Origin of the sequence: Streptomyces sp. NPDC127097, from assembly GCF_042724075.1 — a bacterium.
Taxonomy (GTDB): domain Bacteria; phylum Actinomycetota; class Actinomycetes; order Streptomycetales; family Streptomycetaceae; genus Streptomyces.
This window is the reverse complement of sequence record NZ_JBHXFI010000024.1, coordinates 66,684-83,348: the sequence shown is the minus strand read 5'-3', so window position 1 is coordinate 83,348 and position 16,665 is coordinate 66,684. Positions and strand designations below refer to the sequence as shown.

At 76.5% G+C, this 16,665-nt stretch carries 9 protein-coding genes; all 9 read left to right on the top strand.

What is annotated here, in order from left to right; translation table 11 throughout:
* The first annotated feature begins 21 nt into the window (after positions 1-21).
* The 9 genes from ACFWJW_RS19715 (at position 22) to ACFWJW_RS19675 (ending at position 16,611) form a co-directional block, all read left to right on the top strand.
* Entirely contained in the window at positions 22-1,347 is a 1,326-nt protein-coding gene (locus tag ACFWJW_RS19715; RefSeq protein WP_387242640.1) for a hypothetical protein, read from the top strand.
* Positions 1,341-3,968, top strand: coding sequence for a tetratricopeptide repeat protein (locus ACFWJW_RS19710; RefSeq protein WP_387242702.1), 2,628 nt, complete (start codon positions 1,341-1,343; stop codon positions 3,966-3,968). Before ACFWJW_RS19715 ends, ACFWJW_RS19710 begins: the two co-directional genes overlap by 7 nt.
* 1 nt (position 3,969) lies before the next feature.
* The gene (locus ACFWJW_RS19705; protein ID WP_387242637.1) at positions 3,970-5,442 is read left to right on the top strand and encodes a PP2C family serine/threonine-protein phosphatase; all 1,473 of its coding nucleotides are present in this window, start codon (positions 3,970-3,972) and stop codon (positions 5,440-5,442) included.
* A gap of 139 nt (positions 5,443-5,581) precedes the next feature.
* The gene (locus ACFWJW_RS19700) at positions 5,582-6,931 is read left to right on the top strand and encodes a VWA domain-containing protein (protein ID WP_387242633.1); all 1,350 of its coding nucleotides are present in this window, start codon (positions 5,582-5,584) and stop codon (positions 6,929-6,931) included.
* Between the two features lie 60 nt (positions 6,932-6,991).
* The gene (locus tag ACFWJW_RS19695; RefSeq protein WP_387242630.1) at positions 6,992-8,596 is read left to right on the top strand and encodes an FHA domain-containing protein; all 1,605 of its coding nucleotides are present in this window, start codon (positions 6,992-6,994) and stop codon (positions 8,594-8,596) included.
* A gap of 116 nt (positions 8,597-8,712) precedes the next feature.
* Positions 8,713-9,117, top strand: a complete 405-nt coding sequence (locus ACFWJW_RS19690) for a globin (RefSeq protein WP_042154860.1) — start codon at positions 8,713-8,715, stop codon at positions 9,115-9,117.
* A 163-nt stretch (positions 9,118-9,280) separates the two neighbouring features.
* Positions 9,281-12,709, top strand: a complete 3,429-nt coding sequence (locus ACFWJW_RS19685) for an FtsX-like permease family protein (RefSeq protein WP_387242626.1) — start codon at positions 9,281-9,283, stop codon at positions 12,707-12,709.
* Between the two features lie 96 nt (positions 12,710-12,805).
* A complete protein-coding gene (locus ACFWJW_RS19680; RefSeq protein ID WP_387242623.1) occupies positions 12,806-15,523 on the top strand; it encodes an FtsX-like permease family protein in 2,718 nt (905 codons plus the stop codon).
* A complete protein-coding gene (locus tag ACFWJW_RS19675) occupies positions 15,520-16,611 on the top strand; it encodes an ABC transporter ATP-binding protein (RefSeq protein WP_387242620.1) in 1,092 nt (363 codons plus the stop codon). Before ACFWJW_RS19680 ends, ACFWJW_RS19675 begins: the two co-directional genes overlap by 4 nt.
* Positions 16,612-16,665 lie beyond the last annotated feature (54 nt).

The window sequence follows — 16,665 nt, the reverse complement described above, 5'->3', positions numbered from 1 at the left end:
CGCGTATTGGAGAGGTGATCGATGGGGGTCCCTGGACCCTTCCCCGGCTCTCCGGGGAGGCCCGATGCCCCGGTGGCGGACCGGGAGGAGGTGGATCGCGCGCTGGCGCGGCTCGGTGCCGAGTACGAGGCGATCGAGACCTCGCTGCTCGCGTTGCAGGATCACGCGGGGCGCCGCCTGTTGGAGGGCGCCGAGCTGTCCGGCACCACCAAGGAACGCTGGGCCGCCGCGGAACGGTCGATCACGGTCCTGTGGTCGCTGTTCGACGCGTACACCGCCGCCCTGGAGTCGGCGCGTGAGCTGCGCGAGCGGCGCCGCTGGCCGTCCGCCGAGGATCTGGCGGAGCTGACCGAGCTGCTGCACGGCGAGGGGGTGACGGTGCCGGGTGCGGCCGCGGCGGACGGTGCTCCGGAGGACGGCCCGGCCCGGCCCGGCGAGCGGTTCAGCCTGGAGGGGCTCGTCGCGCGGATGAACGGGCTGTACGCGCGGTCGCTGGACGTCATCGTGGCGGCCGACGCGGTCTGGTCGGCGCTGCCGGCCCGTATAGACCTGCTGTCGGCCGAGTTGCAGCGGACGCGTTCGCTGGCGCATTCGGTGGGGGTGCGGCCCGGGGAGCATCCGGCGGGGGACGATCTGGAGCGGATCACGGAGGAGCTGTTGCGGCTGCGGGAACGGGTGATCGCGGATCCGCTGGCGTTCTGGGTGTCGTCGTCGACGGGGAGTTCGGCGCCGGGCGGGGGCCGGCCGGACACCGCGCGCTATGACCGTGCGGCCCGTGCGCTGGAGGACATCCGGCGGGAGGTGGCGGCGGTGCTGGACGTGCGGCAGGACGCGGAGCGGCGGCTGATGCAGCTGCGGGACGTGCTGTCGCGGGCGGACCGTACGCTGACCGAGGCGCGGCAGGCCCGGGGCGAGGTGCTGGCGAAGATCGCCGCGTCGGAGGTGCCCGCGGTCAGCGGTCCGTCGACGGCGCTGCACGAGCAGTTGGCGGCGGCGGCCGACTTCCGCAGGCGGGCGCAGTGGCACCGGCTCTCCCCGCTGCTGGACAGTCTGGAGGAGCGGGCGGAGGACGAACTCCACCGGGCCCGCGAATCGTTGACGGCGGTGACCGCGCCGCTGGCGGTGCGCGCCGAGCTGCGGGGCCGGCTGGACGCGTACCGGGCGAAGGTCGCGCGTCACGGCATGGCGGCGGATCCGCTGCTGACGGAGCGGTACGACCTCGCGCGCCGGATGCTGTGGAGCGCGCCGTGTGATCTGCGGGCGGCCGAGCAGGCGGTGTGGCGCTATCAGCAGGCGGCGGCGGAGGCGTTGGTTCCGCAGCAGCTGGAGGGGCGGGGCGAATCGTGACGGAGCGGGCGGGCGAGAGCTGCCAGCGGCGGGACTGCGCGGGCAGTTACGAGGATGTCGGCGGCGGGGAGCGCTACTGCGATCTGTGCGGTCTGGCGCCGGTGGTCTCGCCGGGCGGTCTGCTGTCGTCGTCGCCCACGGGCCTGACGGGCCGGGTGTCGGCGGGTGGCACGGCCGCGCGGGAGGCGGCCGGGGCGTTGCTGACGGTCCCCTCCCCCGCCCCCGCGCCGGACGGCGGCGTGCCGTCCGGACGGGCCTCCGGGGGCAGTGCGCCGTCGGCCCGCCCGTCGGCGTCCCGGCGTTCGGTGTCCGGCCGGCTCTCGCGCGCGGGCTCCGGCGGGGGCCGGGCGCGCGGCGTCTCGGCGGTGTCGGGGCGCGGCTCGGGGCCCGGCCCGGGCAGCGGTGCGTCGTCCGGGCCGTCGCGCGGGCGGCTGGGCGCCGGGCTGGTGGCGGTGCCGGAGGTGCCGCGGCCCGATCCGCGGACGGCGGTGCTGGAGCATCCGGAGGTCCCCGAGCGCAAGCGGTTCTGTAGCCGTGCGGACTGCGGGGCGCCGGTGGGCCGGACGCGCGGGGCGGAGCAGGGCCGCACGGAAGGGTTCTGCGCCAAGTGCGGCCATCCGTACAGCTTCGTGCCCAAGCTGCGGCCCGGTGACATGGTGCACGACCAGTACGAGGTCGTGGGCTGTCTGGCGCACGGCGGGCTCGGCTGGATCTATCTGGCGACGGACCATGCGGTCTCCGACCGGTGGGTGGTGCTCAAGGGGCTGCTGGACACCGGTGATGCGGAGGCGCTGACGGTGGCGGTGTCCGAGCGGCGCTTCCTCGCCGAGATCGAGCACGCCAACATCGTGCGGATCTACAACTTCGTGGAGCATCTCGACCGGGCGACGGGCAGCCGCGACGGCTACATCGTCATGGAGTACGTCGGCGGCAAGTCGCTCAAGGACCTCGCCAACGAGCGGCGCACCCCGCTGGGCAGGCGCGATCCGCTGCCCGTCGAGCAGGCGTGCGCGTACGGCATCGAGGCGCTGGAGGCGCTCGGCCATCTGCACAGCCGGGGCTACCTCTACTGCGACTTCAAGGTCGACAACGCCATCCAGCAGCACGATCAGCTCAAGCTGATCGACATGGGCGCGGTGCGCCGGATGGACGACCACGTGAGCCCGATCTACGGCACGATCGGCTATCAGGCGCCGGAGATCGCCACGCTGGGCCCGTCGGTCTCCTCCGACCTCTACACCGTCGCGCGCACCCTCGCCGTCCTCACCTTCGACTTCCAGGGCTACACGAACATCTTCGCGGACTCCCTGCCGGATCCGGACAACATCGAGGTGTTCCGCGCCTATGAGTCCTTCTACCGGCTGCTGGTGCGCGCCACGGACCCGGACCGGGCGCGCCGGTTCTCCTCCGCGGAGGAGATGGCCGAGCAGCTGACGGGGGTCCTGCGGGAGGTGGTGGCGCTCCAGTCGGGCGAGCCGCGCCCCGCGCCGTCGACCCTGTTCGGGGCCGAACTCCGGGTGACGGACACGGAGTTGATGCCCGCGGCGGACGGCGACAGTTCGCTGCTGGGCGCGCGGGGCGCGGCGCTGGCGCGCGCGGGGGAGACGCCCGCCGGCGGGCCGCTGCTGCGCCCCCTGGACGTGGCCGGCGCCGCCCTCGCGCTACCGGTGCCGCGGGTCGATCCGGGCGACGTCAACGCCGGGCTGCTGGCCGGGCTGCCGGCCGCCGGGCCCGCCGAGCTCCTGGCCGCGCTGCGCGCCGCGCCCGACGACTCCCCGGAGCTCCGGCTGCGGGAGCTGCGCGCCCGTCTGGAGGCGGGGGACGGTGCGGCGGCACACGAGGTGCTGGAGACCCTCGCGGCCGAGCCCGCCAGGCGGTGGCCCGCCGCGAGGCGGGGCGGGGCCGAGCCCGCCACCTGGGGCGCGGACTGGCGGGTGGTGTGGCACCGCGGCCTGGTGGCGCTGACGACCGACGACCGCGAGAGCGCCGCGCTGGCCTTCGACGCGGTCTACGACGCCTTCCCGGGGGAACCGGCGCCGAAGCTGGCGCTGGGCATCTGCGCCGAGCTGCTGGGCCAGTTGGACAACGCCCTGGAGTACTACCGCCTGGTGTGGGCGACCGACCGCAGCTATGTCAGCGCCGCGTTCGGGCTGGCCCGGGTGCGGCTGGCGACGGGCGACCGCGGTGGCGCGGTCGCGGCACTGGAGTCCGTGCCGGAGTCGTCCATCCACTACATCGCGGCGCGGATCGCGGCGGTCCGCGCCCGGCTGCGGCAGCGGCCGCCCCGCGATCCGCTGCTGGCGGATCTTCGGGCCGCCGCCGAACAGGTCGAGGCGCTCGGGTACTTCGGTCTGGACACCGAGCGCCGGGAACAACTCACCACCGAGGTACTGGGCAGCGCCCTGGACTGGGTAATCTCCGGTAGCCACGGTGCCGGGCCGGACGTCGCGGCGACCGCCGCCGAGCGGCCGGCGCTGCTCGGCAGCCCGCTGGAGGAGCGCGGTCTGCGCTTCGGCCTGGAGCGGTCGTACCGGCTGCTGGCACGGCTGGCACAGCGTGGTGAGAAAAGGATCGAACTGGTGGAACGGGCCAACCGCTTCCGCCCCAGGACGTGGGTGTGACATGGGTGTGACTGGGCCGTCCCGGTGTCCGGGCTGTGACGAACCGCTCGAGGCGGGGGACAATTTCTGCGGGCGGTGCGGCGCCGAACTTCTGGCGCCCGCCGCACCGTCGGCGTACGGCGCTCCGCCCGCGCCCGGCGCGGCCGCCGTACCGCCCCCGCCGCCGGCGCCTCCCGGGCCGCCCCCGGCGCCCGCCCCGGCCGCCGGTACCGCCCCGGCCGGGCCGCCGCCTCCGGACCCGCAGGCCCGGCTCCCGTACGAGGGCGCCGGCGTGCCGCCGATGCCGGGCCACCCGCCGGTGGACGGCGCCCCGCCGCCCGCGGACCCGCGGGTCGCCGGATACGAGGCGGTCGCCGACGCGGCGGCAGCCGGCGCCGGCCCGCCCTCCGGGGTGCCCGCCGCGGAGCCCGTGGCACCGACCGCGGCGCCCGTGGCACCGGCCGCGGAAGCCGGGGCTCCCGCCGCGGAACCCGGTGTGCCCGCCCCCGGGCCGGTGGCGCCCGCCGCGCCAGAAGGCCCGTCCGGCGCCGCCGTCGCCACCGGGACACCCGCCCGGGGCACCGTCGTCTGCACCGTCTGCCGGTCCGGCGCCGTGGACGCCGAGGGCTACTGCACGCACTGCGGCCACGCCCGGCCGCGCGCCCGCGACCACATGGAGTACGAGGTGGGAGGCATCGCGGCGGTCAGCGACCGGGGCCACCGGCACCACCGCAACGAGGACTTCTTCGCGCTCCGGGCCGCCGCGCTGCCGGACGGCACCCCCGCCGTGGTTGCCGTGGTCTGCGACGGAGTCTCCTCGGCGACCCGCCCCGACGAGGCGTCCACGGCGGCGTCCGAGGCCGCCGGGGAGGCGCTGCGGGCGTCCCTGCCGCGCGGTACCCACCCCGCGCAGGCCATGCACGACGCCATCCTGGCGGCCTCCTCGGCGGTCGACGCGCTCGCCACCGACCCGTCCCTGGCCCATGACGAGCACCGCCAGCAGAACGCCCCGGCCTGCACCTTCGTCGGTGCGGTGGTCGGCGGCGGCCTGCTGACCGTCGGCTGGGTCGGCGACAGCCGCGCCTACTGGATCCCCAACGACCGTACGGCGCCGCCCGCCCGGCTCACCGAGGACGACTCCTGGGCCGCCCAGATGGTCGCCAACAACCTGATGTCCGAGGCCGAGGCGAACGCCGATGAGCGGGCGCACGCCATCACCGGCTGGCTCGGCGCGGACGCGTACGAGGTCGAGCCGCACACCGCGACGTTCAAGCCGGACGGGCCCGGTGTCGTGGTGGTGTGCACCGACGGGCTGTGGAACTACGCCGAGAGCGCCGAGCAGATGGCCGCGGTGCTGCCGTACGACGCCCCCGCCAGGCCGCTGAACGGTGCCCGCACCCTGGTCACCCACGCCCTCGACGGCGGCGGGCACGACAACGTCACCGTGGCGCTGGTGCCGTTCCCGGCACCGGCGGGGCAGCCGGCCCCGGCCTGACCGGCGCACCGCCGACGGGCGGGGGCGGGGGTGCGCGGCGCGGCGCACCCCCGCCCGTATGCCGCCGCGCGCGCCGCGCCGTGTACGACGCACCACGTGTACCGACCGACCGGTTACGGCGTCTCAAGGAGCGGAACGGATGGCCAATTTCGCCAAGTCCCGGGTGCCGCGTTTCTCCGCCGAGGTGTACCAGAACCCCTATCTCCCCGAGGGCGGGCGGGAGGTCCACGCCATCATCACGGTCACCGCGACCGGCGGCGGCTCGACCGGGGGCCGGCCGGTGCCGGCGGCGGGTACCGGCGGGCCGGCCGCCGGCGTAGTGATCATGGTGGACCGGTCCGGGTCGATGGACCATCCGCCGGCGAAGCTGCGCGGCGCCCGGGAGGCGACGGCCGCCGCCCTCGACACCGTGCGCGACGGGGTCCGCTTCGCTGTGGTGGCCGGAAATCACCGGGCCGTCGAGGTCTACCCCGGCGGCGGCCGGCTGGCCGTGGCCACGGCGGCCACCCGTGCGCAGGCGAAGGAGGCGCTGCGCACCCTGACCGCGGGCGGCGGCACGGCCATCGGCAGCTGGCTGCGGCTGACCGGCCGGCTGCTGGCGTCCGCCGAGCTCGGTATCCGGCACGCGCTCCTGCTCACCGACGGCCGCAACGAGCACGAGTCGCCGAGCGAGCTGCGGGCCGCCCTGGACGCCTGCTCCGGGGCGTTCACCTGCGACGCCCGCGGTGTCGGCACGGACTGGGAGGTCAAGGAGGTCACCGCCGTCGCCGCGGCGCTGCTGGGCACCGCCGATATCGTCGCCGATCCGGCCGGGCTGGCCGCCGACTTCACGCGGATGATGGAGACGGCGATGGGCAAGGAGATCGGCGACGTCGGCCTGCGGCTGTGGACACCGCTGGGCGCCGAGACCGTCTTCGTCCGGCAAGTGGCTCCCTCCGTGGCGGATTTGACCGGCCGGCGCCGGGAGTCCGGTCCGCGGTCGGCGGACTACCCGACCGGCTCCTGGGGCGACGAGTCCCGCGACTATCACCTCTGCCTCCGGGTACCGGCCGCAGGGATCGGCCGGGAAATGCTGGCCGGCCGGGTCTCGTTGATCACTTCCACGCCGGACGGCGACCCCGCGCGGCGGCCGCCGCAGCCCCTGTCGCAGGGCCTCGTACGGGCCGTGTGGACGGACGATGTGGCCGCCGCCACGGCGATCCATCCGCAGGTGGCGCACTACACCGGCCAGGCGGAACTGGCCCAAGTCATCCAACAGGGGCTCGATGCCCGCAAGTCGGGCGATACCGATGGTGCCTTGGCGAAACTGGGCCGCGCGGTACAACTGGCCGGTGCCTCGGGGAACGAGGGGACTGCGAAACTCCTTGCGAAGGTGGTGGACGTCGTCGATACGGCGACCGGTACTGTGCGACTGAAGGCGAAGGTCGCCGAGGCGGACGAGATGACTCTCGAAACGCGCTCGACGAAAACCGTTCGCATGAAGAAATAGCCACGAACAGTACCGAGCAGCACCACCGAAAGAATTCGGTACGGAGGGGGAAGAACCGACATGCCGACCTGCCCGAGCGGCCACCAGTCGGTGGCCGAAGACTGGTGCGAGGTGTGCGGCCAGCGGATGGCGGGCGCTGTCCCCCCGCCGCCCTCCCTGCCTGCCGGTTTCCTGAACACACCGCCGCCCGGCCAGCCCACCGGCCAGCCCGGACCGCCGCCGGGACAGCCCGGTCCGCCGCCCGGTGGCCCCGGCCCCGCCTTCGGCGGCCCCGGCGGTCCCGACTCCCAGGGCGGCCAGGGCGGCTATGGTTTCCCGCCGCCGCAGCCCGGCCCCCAGGGCGGCCCCGGTGCGCCCGGCCCCGACTTCGGTGGCCCCGGTGCGCCCGGCCCCGGCCCGCAGGGCGGCCAGGGCGGTTACGGCTTCCCGCCGCCGCAGCCCCAGCAGCCCCAGCCCCCGCAGCAGCAGGGCATGCCCGGCGGCCCCGGCCCGTCCGGCCAGCCCGAGATCTGCCCGCAGTGCGGTACGCCGCGTGAGGCGATGGCGCCGTTCTGTGAGGGGTGCCGCTACAACTTCCTCACCAACTCGCCGACGTCCTACGCCCCGCCCGGCCAGCAGCCCGGCCCGCCGCCCGGCGGCCCCGGCACGCAGGGCGGGCAGGGCGGCTATGGCTTCCCGCCGCCGCAGCCCGGCCCCCAGGGCGGCCCCGGCGCTCCCGGCCCCGACTTCGGCGGCCCCGGTGGCCCCGGCCCGCAGGGCGGCCAGGGCGGTTACGGCTTCCCGCCACCGCAGCCCCAGCAGCCCCAGCCCCCGCAGCAGCAGGGCATGCCCGGCGGCCCCGGCCCCGGCGGCTTCCCGCCCGGCCCGCCCCCCGGCATGCCCGGCCCCGGCCCCCAGGGCGGCCCGCCGCCGCAGCAGGGCGGCGACGACTGGACGCTGAACCCGCCGAGCGCCCAGGCCGCTCCCCCGCCGGTGGCGCCCGCGCCGCCCGGCCCGGGCCCGCAGGCCCCGTTCGAGCAGCAGCAGCCGCCCGCACCGTTCCCGCAGCAGCAGCCGGGACCGTACGAGCAGCAGCCCCCGTACGAGCAGCAGCCTCCCTACGGGCAGCAACCGCAGCAGCCTCCGTACGAGCAGCAGCCCGGCCCGTACGAGCAGCAGCAGATGCCTCCGCAGCAGCAGCCCGGACCCGACCAGCAGTGGAACGACGGCCCCGGCCAGGGGCCCGCGGCACCGCCGCAGGGTCCGGCGCCGGTCGTCGGCGCCGGCTGGGTGGTGGCGGTCGCCCCGGACCGTGAGTACTTCATGGCGATGATGGGCCGCAGCGGCCCGGAGGCGGCGGGGCTCAACCTGCCCTCGTACTCCCCCGAGCAGGTGCTGCCGCTCGCCAACGGCCAGATCGCGGTCGGCCGGCGCCGCAACAGCACCGGCGAGTCCCCGGACATCGACCTGGGCAGCGCGCCGGAGGACCCGGGCGTCTCGCACCAGCACGCGCTGTTGGTGCAGCAGCAGGACGGCAGCTGGGCAGTGGTGGACCAGAACTCCACCAACGGCACGACGATCAACCTCGCCGAGGACCCGATCCAGCCCTATGTGCCGGTGCCGCTCCATGAGGGCGACCGGGTGCATGTCGGCGCCTGGACGACGATGACCGTCCGCCGCGGCTGAGCCACCACCGGTCGCGAGCGACCCCGGGGCGTGATCAACCGATCACGCCCCGGCGGCATTTCCGGCCGCGTCCTACGACCGGAGTCCTCCGCCGGGGCGTCTGCCACCATGGACGGGTGAACAAGATTCCACGCGGCACGCTCGAGGAGCAGACCTTCTACGAACAGGTCGGAGGCGAGGAGACCTTCCGGCGCCTGGTGCACCGGTTCTACCAGGGAGTCGCCGAGGACCCGCTGCTGCGGCCGATGTACCCGGAGGAGGACCTGGGTCCGGCCGAGGAGCGGCTCGCGCTCTTCCTCATGCAGTACTGGGGCGGCCCCCGTACGTACAGCGACGGCCGCGGGCACCCCCGGCTGCGGATGCGGCACGCCCCGTTCACCGTCGACCGGGCCGCCCACGACGCCTGGCTGCGGCACATGCGGGACGCGGTGGACTCCCTCGGCCTGTCCGAGAAGCACGAGACCCAGCTGTGGAACTACCTCACCTACGCCGCCGCCTCGATGATCAACGCCGCGGACTGAGAAGCACCTCACACCGGCCCCGGGCCGCGCCGCCCCGCACCACTCCGGGCCGCGCCTTCGCCGTCATGATCCGGCCAGGGTTATCCACAGCCCCCTCCGCACGCACCGCGCGTCTGCCACCATTCGTTCATCTGTGTGGTGCTGAGCGCGGTAAGGGGGGTCCGTGTCCGGCTTTGTGTTTCTGCGGGTGCGGGCGCACCGTCTGCTGCTGACCGCGGCGCTGCTCTCGGTGCTGCTCACCACGTCCGTGCTGACGACGCTCGCGGCCTTCTCCGGCGCGATCGGGGACGCGGGGCTGCGGCAGGCGCTGCGGACCCGCGCCGCGCCGGCCGCCGCGCTCCAGGTGAAGGCCCAACTGCCCACCGGGGACAGGGAACCGGCGGACCGGGCGGTCGCCCGGGGTGCCAGGCGGGCCTTCGACGGGCTGCCGTTCACGGTGCGCACCCTGGTCCGCTCCGGGCCGTACGCACTCCCCCGCGCACTGCGGCCGCCGGACGTGCGCACGGGTGAGCCGGATCTCACCCACCTCGCGGCCCTGGACCGCTCCCGTCTGACCCTCACCGCCGGCCACTGGCCCGGCCCGGCCTCGCACGGCCGGCTGCCCGTCGCGCTGCCGGAGGCCGCGGCGGCCCGTCTCGGGGTCGCGCCCGGCCGGCGGTTCACCCTCGACAACCGGCTGTCCGGCCCCGCCCGTCTGGCCGTCGAGGTCACCGGCGTCTACCGGCCCAAGGACCGCGCCGACCCGTACTGGAAGCTCGACGACCTCGGCGGGCGCGGGGTGCGCACCGCCGGTTTCACCACGTACGGGCCGCTGCTCACGGACCCGGCGGCGTTCCGCGACGGGTCCCCGGCCCAGGACACGGTGGGCTGGCTCGCCACCGCCGACTTCCGCTCGCTGACCGCGGACCGGCTGGCCCCGCTGGCGGCCGCGGCGGGTCCGGCACCCAAGGCACTGATGGCCGATCCGGCGTTCGCGGGCCGGGCCACCGCCACCACCGATCTGCCCGACGCGCTGGGGCAGTTGCGGCGGGCGCTACTGGTGAACCGCTCGACGATCCTGATCGTCGCGCTGCAACTGATCCTGCTCGCGGGCTACGCACTGCTGCTGGTCGCCCGGATGCTGCGCACCGAACGGGAGGGCGAGACCGCGCTGCTGCGGGCCCGCGGCGGCTCCCGGCGGCGGATCGCGGGACTGGCCCTGGCCGAGTCGCTGCTGCTGGCCGCCCCGGCCGCGGTCGGCGCGCCGCTGCTGGCCGGACCGCTGAGGCAACTGCTTGCCGAGCGGGGCGCGTTGGCCCGTATCGGGCTGCCGCTGGACACCGGGCTGACCGTTCCGGTCTGGCTGACCGGCGTCGGCGTGGCGCTGGGCTGCGCCCTCGCGGTGGCCGCGCCCGCGCTGCTGCGGACCGGGCCGGACGGTCCGCGGCGACGGCGGGTGCGGGCGCTGCCCGGTGCCCCGGGGTCCTCCCCGGCCCGCGCGGCGCTGCGCGCCCGGGGAAGGGCCGGGGCGGACCTCGGGCTGCTGGTGATCGCCGGGGTCGCCTACTGGCAGCTCCAGCGGCAGACTGCGGGCGGCGACGACGCCGGCAGCGGGGTGCTGACCGAGGACGCCGCCGGGGAGTTGGGCATCGACCCGGTGCTGGTGGCCGCCCCGGCGCTGGTGCTGCTCGCCGGCACGGTCCTGACGCTGCGGCTGCTGCCGCTCGCCGCCCGGATCGCCGAGCGGGGCGCGGCCGGTGGCCGGGGGCTGACGGCGGCGCTGGCCGGCTGGCAGATCAGCCGCCGCTCCTCCCCGAGCTCCGCACTCCGTTCCGGCGGCGGAGTCCGCGGCGCCGGCCCGGTGCTGCTGCTGGTGCTGGCGACCGCCCTGGGCGTGCTGGCGATCGGCCAGGGCGCGTCCTGGGACCGTTCACAGGACGACCAGGCCGACTTCCGCGCGGCCGCGGCGGTGCGCGTACTGGCCGGCCGGACACCGCCGTTGGGCCAGGGCGGTGCCTATGCGACGGTGCCGGGGGTGGCCGCGGCGCTGCCCGCCGGGCTGGCCGGCCTGGAGCTGTCGGACGGCCGGTCCTCCGCGCTGCTCGCGCTGGACGCCCGGAGGTCGGCGGGGGCACTGCTGCTGCGCGGCGATCTGGTGGGCGGCAGCGCGGAGGGCCCACGGGGCCGGGCGGCGGACGGGGTGCTGCGCGCGGTGGCGCCGGACGGCGGTCCCCCGGCAGGGGTGCAACTGCCGCCCGGCAGCGACCGGTTACGGCTGACCGCCGCGCTGCGCTCGCTGCGGGCGCTGCCGCCGGCGCCCGGCCAGGAGGCCGCCGGGCACGACACCGGGCCGGTTCCGGCGACCCTCTCCGCCCTCGTCACCGACCGCCACGGGATCCCGTACACCCTGCCGCTCGGCCCGCTCCCGGCCGACGGCGCACCGCACACCCTGCACGCGGACCTCGGCGCCGCGGCCGGCGCTCCGGCGGGCCGCCCGGCCGGTCCGCTGCGGCTCACCGGCCTGCTCGTCGCCATGGACCAGTCGCCGGTAGCGCACCGTCAGCGGCTCACCGTCACCGCCGTCGCAGCCGCCACCGGGCATGGCCCGCCCCGGTCCCTGACCGCGCCCGCCGCCCTCGCCTGGAAGGCGCGGATCACCGATGAGAGCACCTCGGCGGGCGAGCCGTCCGGACCCCGGGCGGGCCGGGCGGGGGTCCCCGGCGGCGGCCTGCTGTCCCAGACATACGACACCGGCGCCAGGCTGGGCGACTGGGGAGCCGCGGTGACCACGGTGCGGATCACCGCCGCGCATGCCGCCCGCCCGCCGCTCGCCGCCGTCGCCACCGAGAAGTTCCTGCGCGACAGCGGTTCGCGGACCGGCTCCCTCGTCGAGGTACCGGTCAACGGCCGGCCGCTGAAGGTACGGATCGTCCGGGCGGTGCGCGCGCTGCCGGGTCCGGCGGACGCGCCGGCCACCGGCGGGCTGCTGGTCGACCTCGGGGCCGTCAACGAGGCGCTGTCCGACCTCGGTGCGCTGCCGCTGACCGCCACCGAGTGGTGGCTGCGCCCGCGGCCCGGCGCGGCGGCCGGAGTCGTCGCGGCGCTGCGGGACCGCCCCGACACCGACCCGGGCCAGGTGCTGGTCCGCGACGAGATCGCCGGGCAGCTGCACGACGATCCGCTGGGACTCGGCCCGCAGACCGCGCTGACCGCGGCGGCCGCGGTCGCGGTGGCCCTGGCGGCGGTCGGCTTCGCGGTCGGTGCCGCCGGGTCGGTCCGCGAACGGGCCCGGGAATTCGCCGTGTTGCGGGCCCTGGGGGCGCCGCGTCCGCAGCTGGCCCGGATGATCGTCATCGAACAGGGCGTCCTGATCGCCCTGGCGCTGGCGGTCGGTGCGGCGCTGGGGACGGTGCTGACCCGCGCGGTCGTCCCGCTGATCGTGCTGACCGAGGAGGCGGGCCGCCCGGTGCCGCCCGTGGTGGTGGAGCTGCCGCCGGGCCCGGTCGCCGTGCTGCTCGCGGCGGTCGCGGCGGTGCCGCTGCTGGTCGTCGCCGCCATCGGACTGCGCCGCGGCGACCCGGTGCGGGCCCTGCGCGGCCAAGGAGTGCGGTGAGATGACGAGCCATGTCGCAGGGCCGGAGCCCAAGGCCCGTACGGAATCACGGCCCGGCGGACAGGCCGCGGGCTCCCGCCTGCGGGGTGAGCGCCGGTGAAGGCACCGACCTGGCGGGCCCGGCCGCGTCCGGCGCGCGCGGCGGCACTGGCCCTGGGCGCGCTGGTGCTGGTCACGGCGTTCCTCGCGGCGGCGTTCCCGCGGGGCGTGGCGGCGTACGAGACCCGGGGCGTGCGCCAGGCGCTCGGCTCGGTACCGCCCGGCCAGCGGACGGTGGAGATCACCGTCTCGCGTACCGACGTGACCGGCGGCGATCCCGCGGCCGCCTACGCCGCAGGCGAGCTCACCCGCCAGGACCGGGCGCTGCGGGGCCGGTTCCGCGCCCCGCTGCGAATCGACGCGGACGAGTCCCTGCACGGCGTACGCACCACGAAACCGCTGAGCGCCCGGGACGCTTGGCTGCCCCGGCCCGACGGCGTCGCTCCCGGCTTCTCGCTGTACGCGGCAGCCGGGCTCGGTGCGCATGCCACACTCACCGCGGGCCGGCTGCCGCACGGCGCGGCCCCCGGGAAGCACACCCTGGAGGCCGCGGTCACCGCCGCCACCGCACGGGCCCTCGGCCTGCACGTCGGCAGCACCCTGCATCTGCCGGACCTGACGGTACGGATCTCCGGGCTGCTCACCCCACGCGCCCCGGACCGCGCGTACTGGGCCGTGGACCCGCTGATGGCGACCGCCCACCAGGACATGGCGCCGGGCCTCCCGCCGCAGAGATTCTGGCGCGCCGCTCTGCTGCTGTCCCCGCAGGACGGCCCGGCGCTGCTGCGCACCGAAGGTGAGCCGGAGAAGTTCTGGCGCTACCCGGTCGACACCCACGCGCTGACCGCCCGGGACGCCCCGCTGCTGCGGGACCGGCTGCTCTCCCTCGAACACGGCGCGGCGCTCGCCGGGTTGCGCAGCGTGGCGGGCGGGGGCGCGCTGGCCGACAGCGCGGTGGACGGTCTGCTGGACACCTTCGGGCGGATGCGGGCGGCGGTCGCGCCGGTCATCGCGGTGGCCGCGTACGGCATCGGCACCGTCGCGGGGGTGGTGCTGCTGATGACCGCCGGACTGACCGCGGCGCGCCGGCGTGCCGAACTTGCCCTGCTGCGGGCCCGTGGTGCGTCCCTGGCCGGGCTGGCCGGACGGCTGGCGGCGGAGACCGCGGCGGTGGCGCTGCCGGCGGCCGCGGCCGGGGGTGTGCTGGCGCTGCTGCTGGTGCCCGGCGAGCGGGTGCTGCCCTCGCTGCTGGCGGCGGCCGGCACCGGGCTGCTGGGGACGCTCGCACTGCCGTTGCGGGCGGCGGTCGCGCACCGCCGTCCGCGCCCCGTGGAGCGCGCCGACGGGGCGGGCGCCCGCCCCTCCCGGCGCCGTACGGTCGCCGAACTGACCGTACTGGTGCTGGCGGTGGGCGCGGTGCTCGCGCTGCGGGGCCGCAGTACGGCGACGGGCGGGGTGGACGCGCTGGTCAGCACCGCGCCGGTGCTGATCGGGGTGATCGCCGCGCTGGTCCTGATGCGCCTCAGTCCGATAGCGCCGCGGCTGGCGGCCCGCCCCGCCGCCCGCACGGCCGGGCTGACCGGCTTTCTGTCGCTGGCCCGCGCGGGCCGCGCCCCGGCCACCGCCGGACTGCCGCTGCTGGCCCTGGTGGTGGCGCTGACCACGGCGTCGTTCGGTGGCTCGGTGTTGTCCGGGGTCGCCGCGGCACGGGACCACGCGGCGCTGACCGCGGTCGGCGCCGAGGCCCGGATCTCGGCCGACAAGCCGCTCCCCGAAGCGCTGCGGCGGGCGGCCGGCAAGGTGCCGGGCGTCGAGGACGCGGTTCCGCTGCGTATCGACGTCCAGGCCGCCGACGACAACGGGCCGCCCCTCTACCTGGTCATCGCCGACGCCGAGGCGTACGCCCGGCTCGCACGGGCCACCGGCCTGGGCGCGTTCGACGCGCAGGACCTGGCCGACCCCGGCGGCGACCGCCCGCTGCCCGCGCTCGTCTCTTCCCGTTTCCTGACCCGCTTCGGGCGCGCCCCCATGGCTCTCCAGCCGGAGTTCGGGCAGCTCGTCATCCGCCCGAAGACCGTACGCGCCGACACCCCCGCGCAGCCCGGCGGCGACTTCGTCGTCGTCGACGCCGGGAGCGTCGCCCGCCGCCACCCCGACACCTACCGCGACCCCGCCACCGGCCCCTCCGTGCTCCTGCTGTCCGGCCGCTCCCTGGACACCGGCGCGCTGCGCACCGCCGTACGCGCCCACACCCCGGGATCGCTGTCGGTCCGTCTGGCGCTGCGCTCCGCCGTGCGCGACGGGTTCGCCGACTCCCCCCTCCAGCAGGGCGCGATACGCCTCTACACCGCCGCGGTCGCGGCCGGCGCCGGCTTCGCCCTGCTCGCCCTGCTGCTGTCCCTCCTCCAGGCGGCCCCGCAGCGCAGCCAACTCCTGGCCGGGCTGCGCACGATGGGGCTGACCCGGGCCCAGGCGCGGCGTCTGCTGGTCCTGGAGTCGCTGCCACCGGCGCTGCTCGCGGCCGTCGGGGGCGCCCTGGCCGGCGTCGCCACGATCCGGCTGCTGGGCCCCGGTACGGACCTCACCGCGCTCGCGCTCCCCGGCACCTCGGGCGGCGGCGCGGCGGGCACCGTACGACTGCACACCGATCCCGCGTCCCTGCTGCTGCCGTCGGCGGGCGTGGTCGCGCTGGCCCTGGCGGTGGCCCTGGCCCAGGCATGGCTGAGCGGACGGCGGCGCGAGAGCACCGAGTTGAGAGCGGGGGACACCCGATGACCACACGGCCCGACGACACCCCACCGGACGAGCCCGCCCCCGCGGCGGACCCGGCGTCCGGGCCCCGGCCCGCCGCGCCCGCCGGCCTGGCCGAGCTGGAGCGGCGCGCGTCCGCCCGGCGCGGGCGGCCCGCCTACGGGCATGACGCACTGATCGCCTGCGACCGGCTGGTGCGGGTCTTCACCACCGACGGGGTGGAGGTGCAGGCACTACAGGGGCTCGATCTGCTGGTCGCCGAGGGCGAGTTGATGGCACTGGTCGGCGCGTCCGGCAGCGGCAAGTCCACCCTGATGAACATCCTGGCCGGCCTGGACGTGCCCACCGCGGGGGCCGCCACCGTCGCCGGCCGCGATCTACTGACGATGGACGCCAGGGCCCGGCTCGGCTACCGCCGCGAGGTGGTCGGTTTCGTCTGGCAGCAGACCGCCCGCAACCTGCTGCCGTATCTGACGGCCCACCAGAACGTCATGCTGCCGATGCAGTTGCGGGGCGGCCGACGGCGGGCGGCCCGCACGAAGGCGGCCGAGGAGCTGCTGTCGATGCTCTCGCTCCACCACTGCCGGGACCGCCGGCCACACCAGCTCTCCGGCGGCGAACAGCAGCGCACCGCCATCGCGGTGGCCCTGGCCAACACCCCGTCCGTCCTGCTGGCCGACGAGCCGACCGGCGAACTGGACTCACACACCGCCGAACAGGTCTTCACGGCCTTCCGCACCGCCAACGAGGAACTGGGCACCACCATCGTGATCGTCACCCATGACCGGGCGGTGGCGAGCGAGGTACGGCGCACGGTCGCGATCCGCGACGGCCGCACGTCCTCGGAGGTACTGCGCCGCACCGAACGGGACGCCACCACCGGCCAGGAGTCCCTGGTGTCCCGCGAGTACGCCATGCTCGACCGGGCGGGCCGGCTCCAGCTGCCCACCGAGTACACCACCAGCCTCGGCATGGCCCACCGCGTCCTGCTGGAACTGGAAAGTGACCACATCGGGGTATGGCCGGACCCGACGGCGGATGGGGCGGCCCGAGGGCGGGGCGAGGGCGAGAACGGGGACGAGAGTGGGGACGAGGACGAGAGTGGGGGCTAGAGCACCGGCGAGGGGGCGTGGGCCCCGGAGCCGCCGCCCGACCGGCCGGCTACC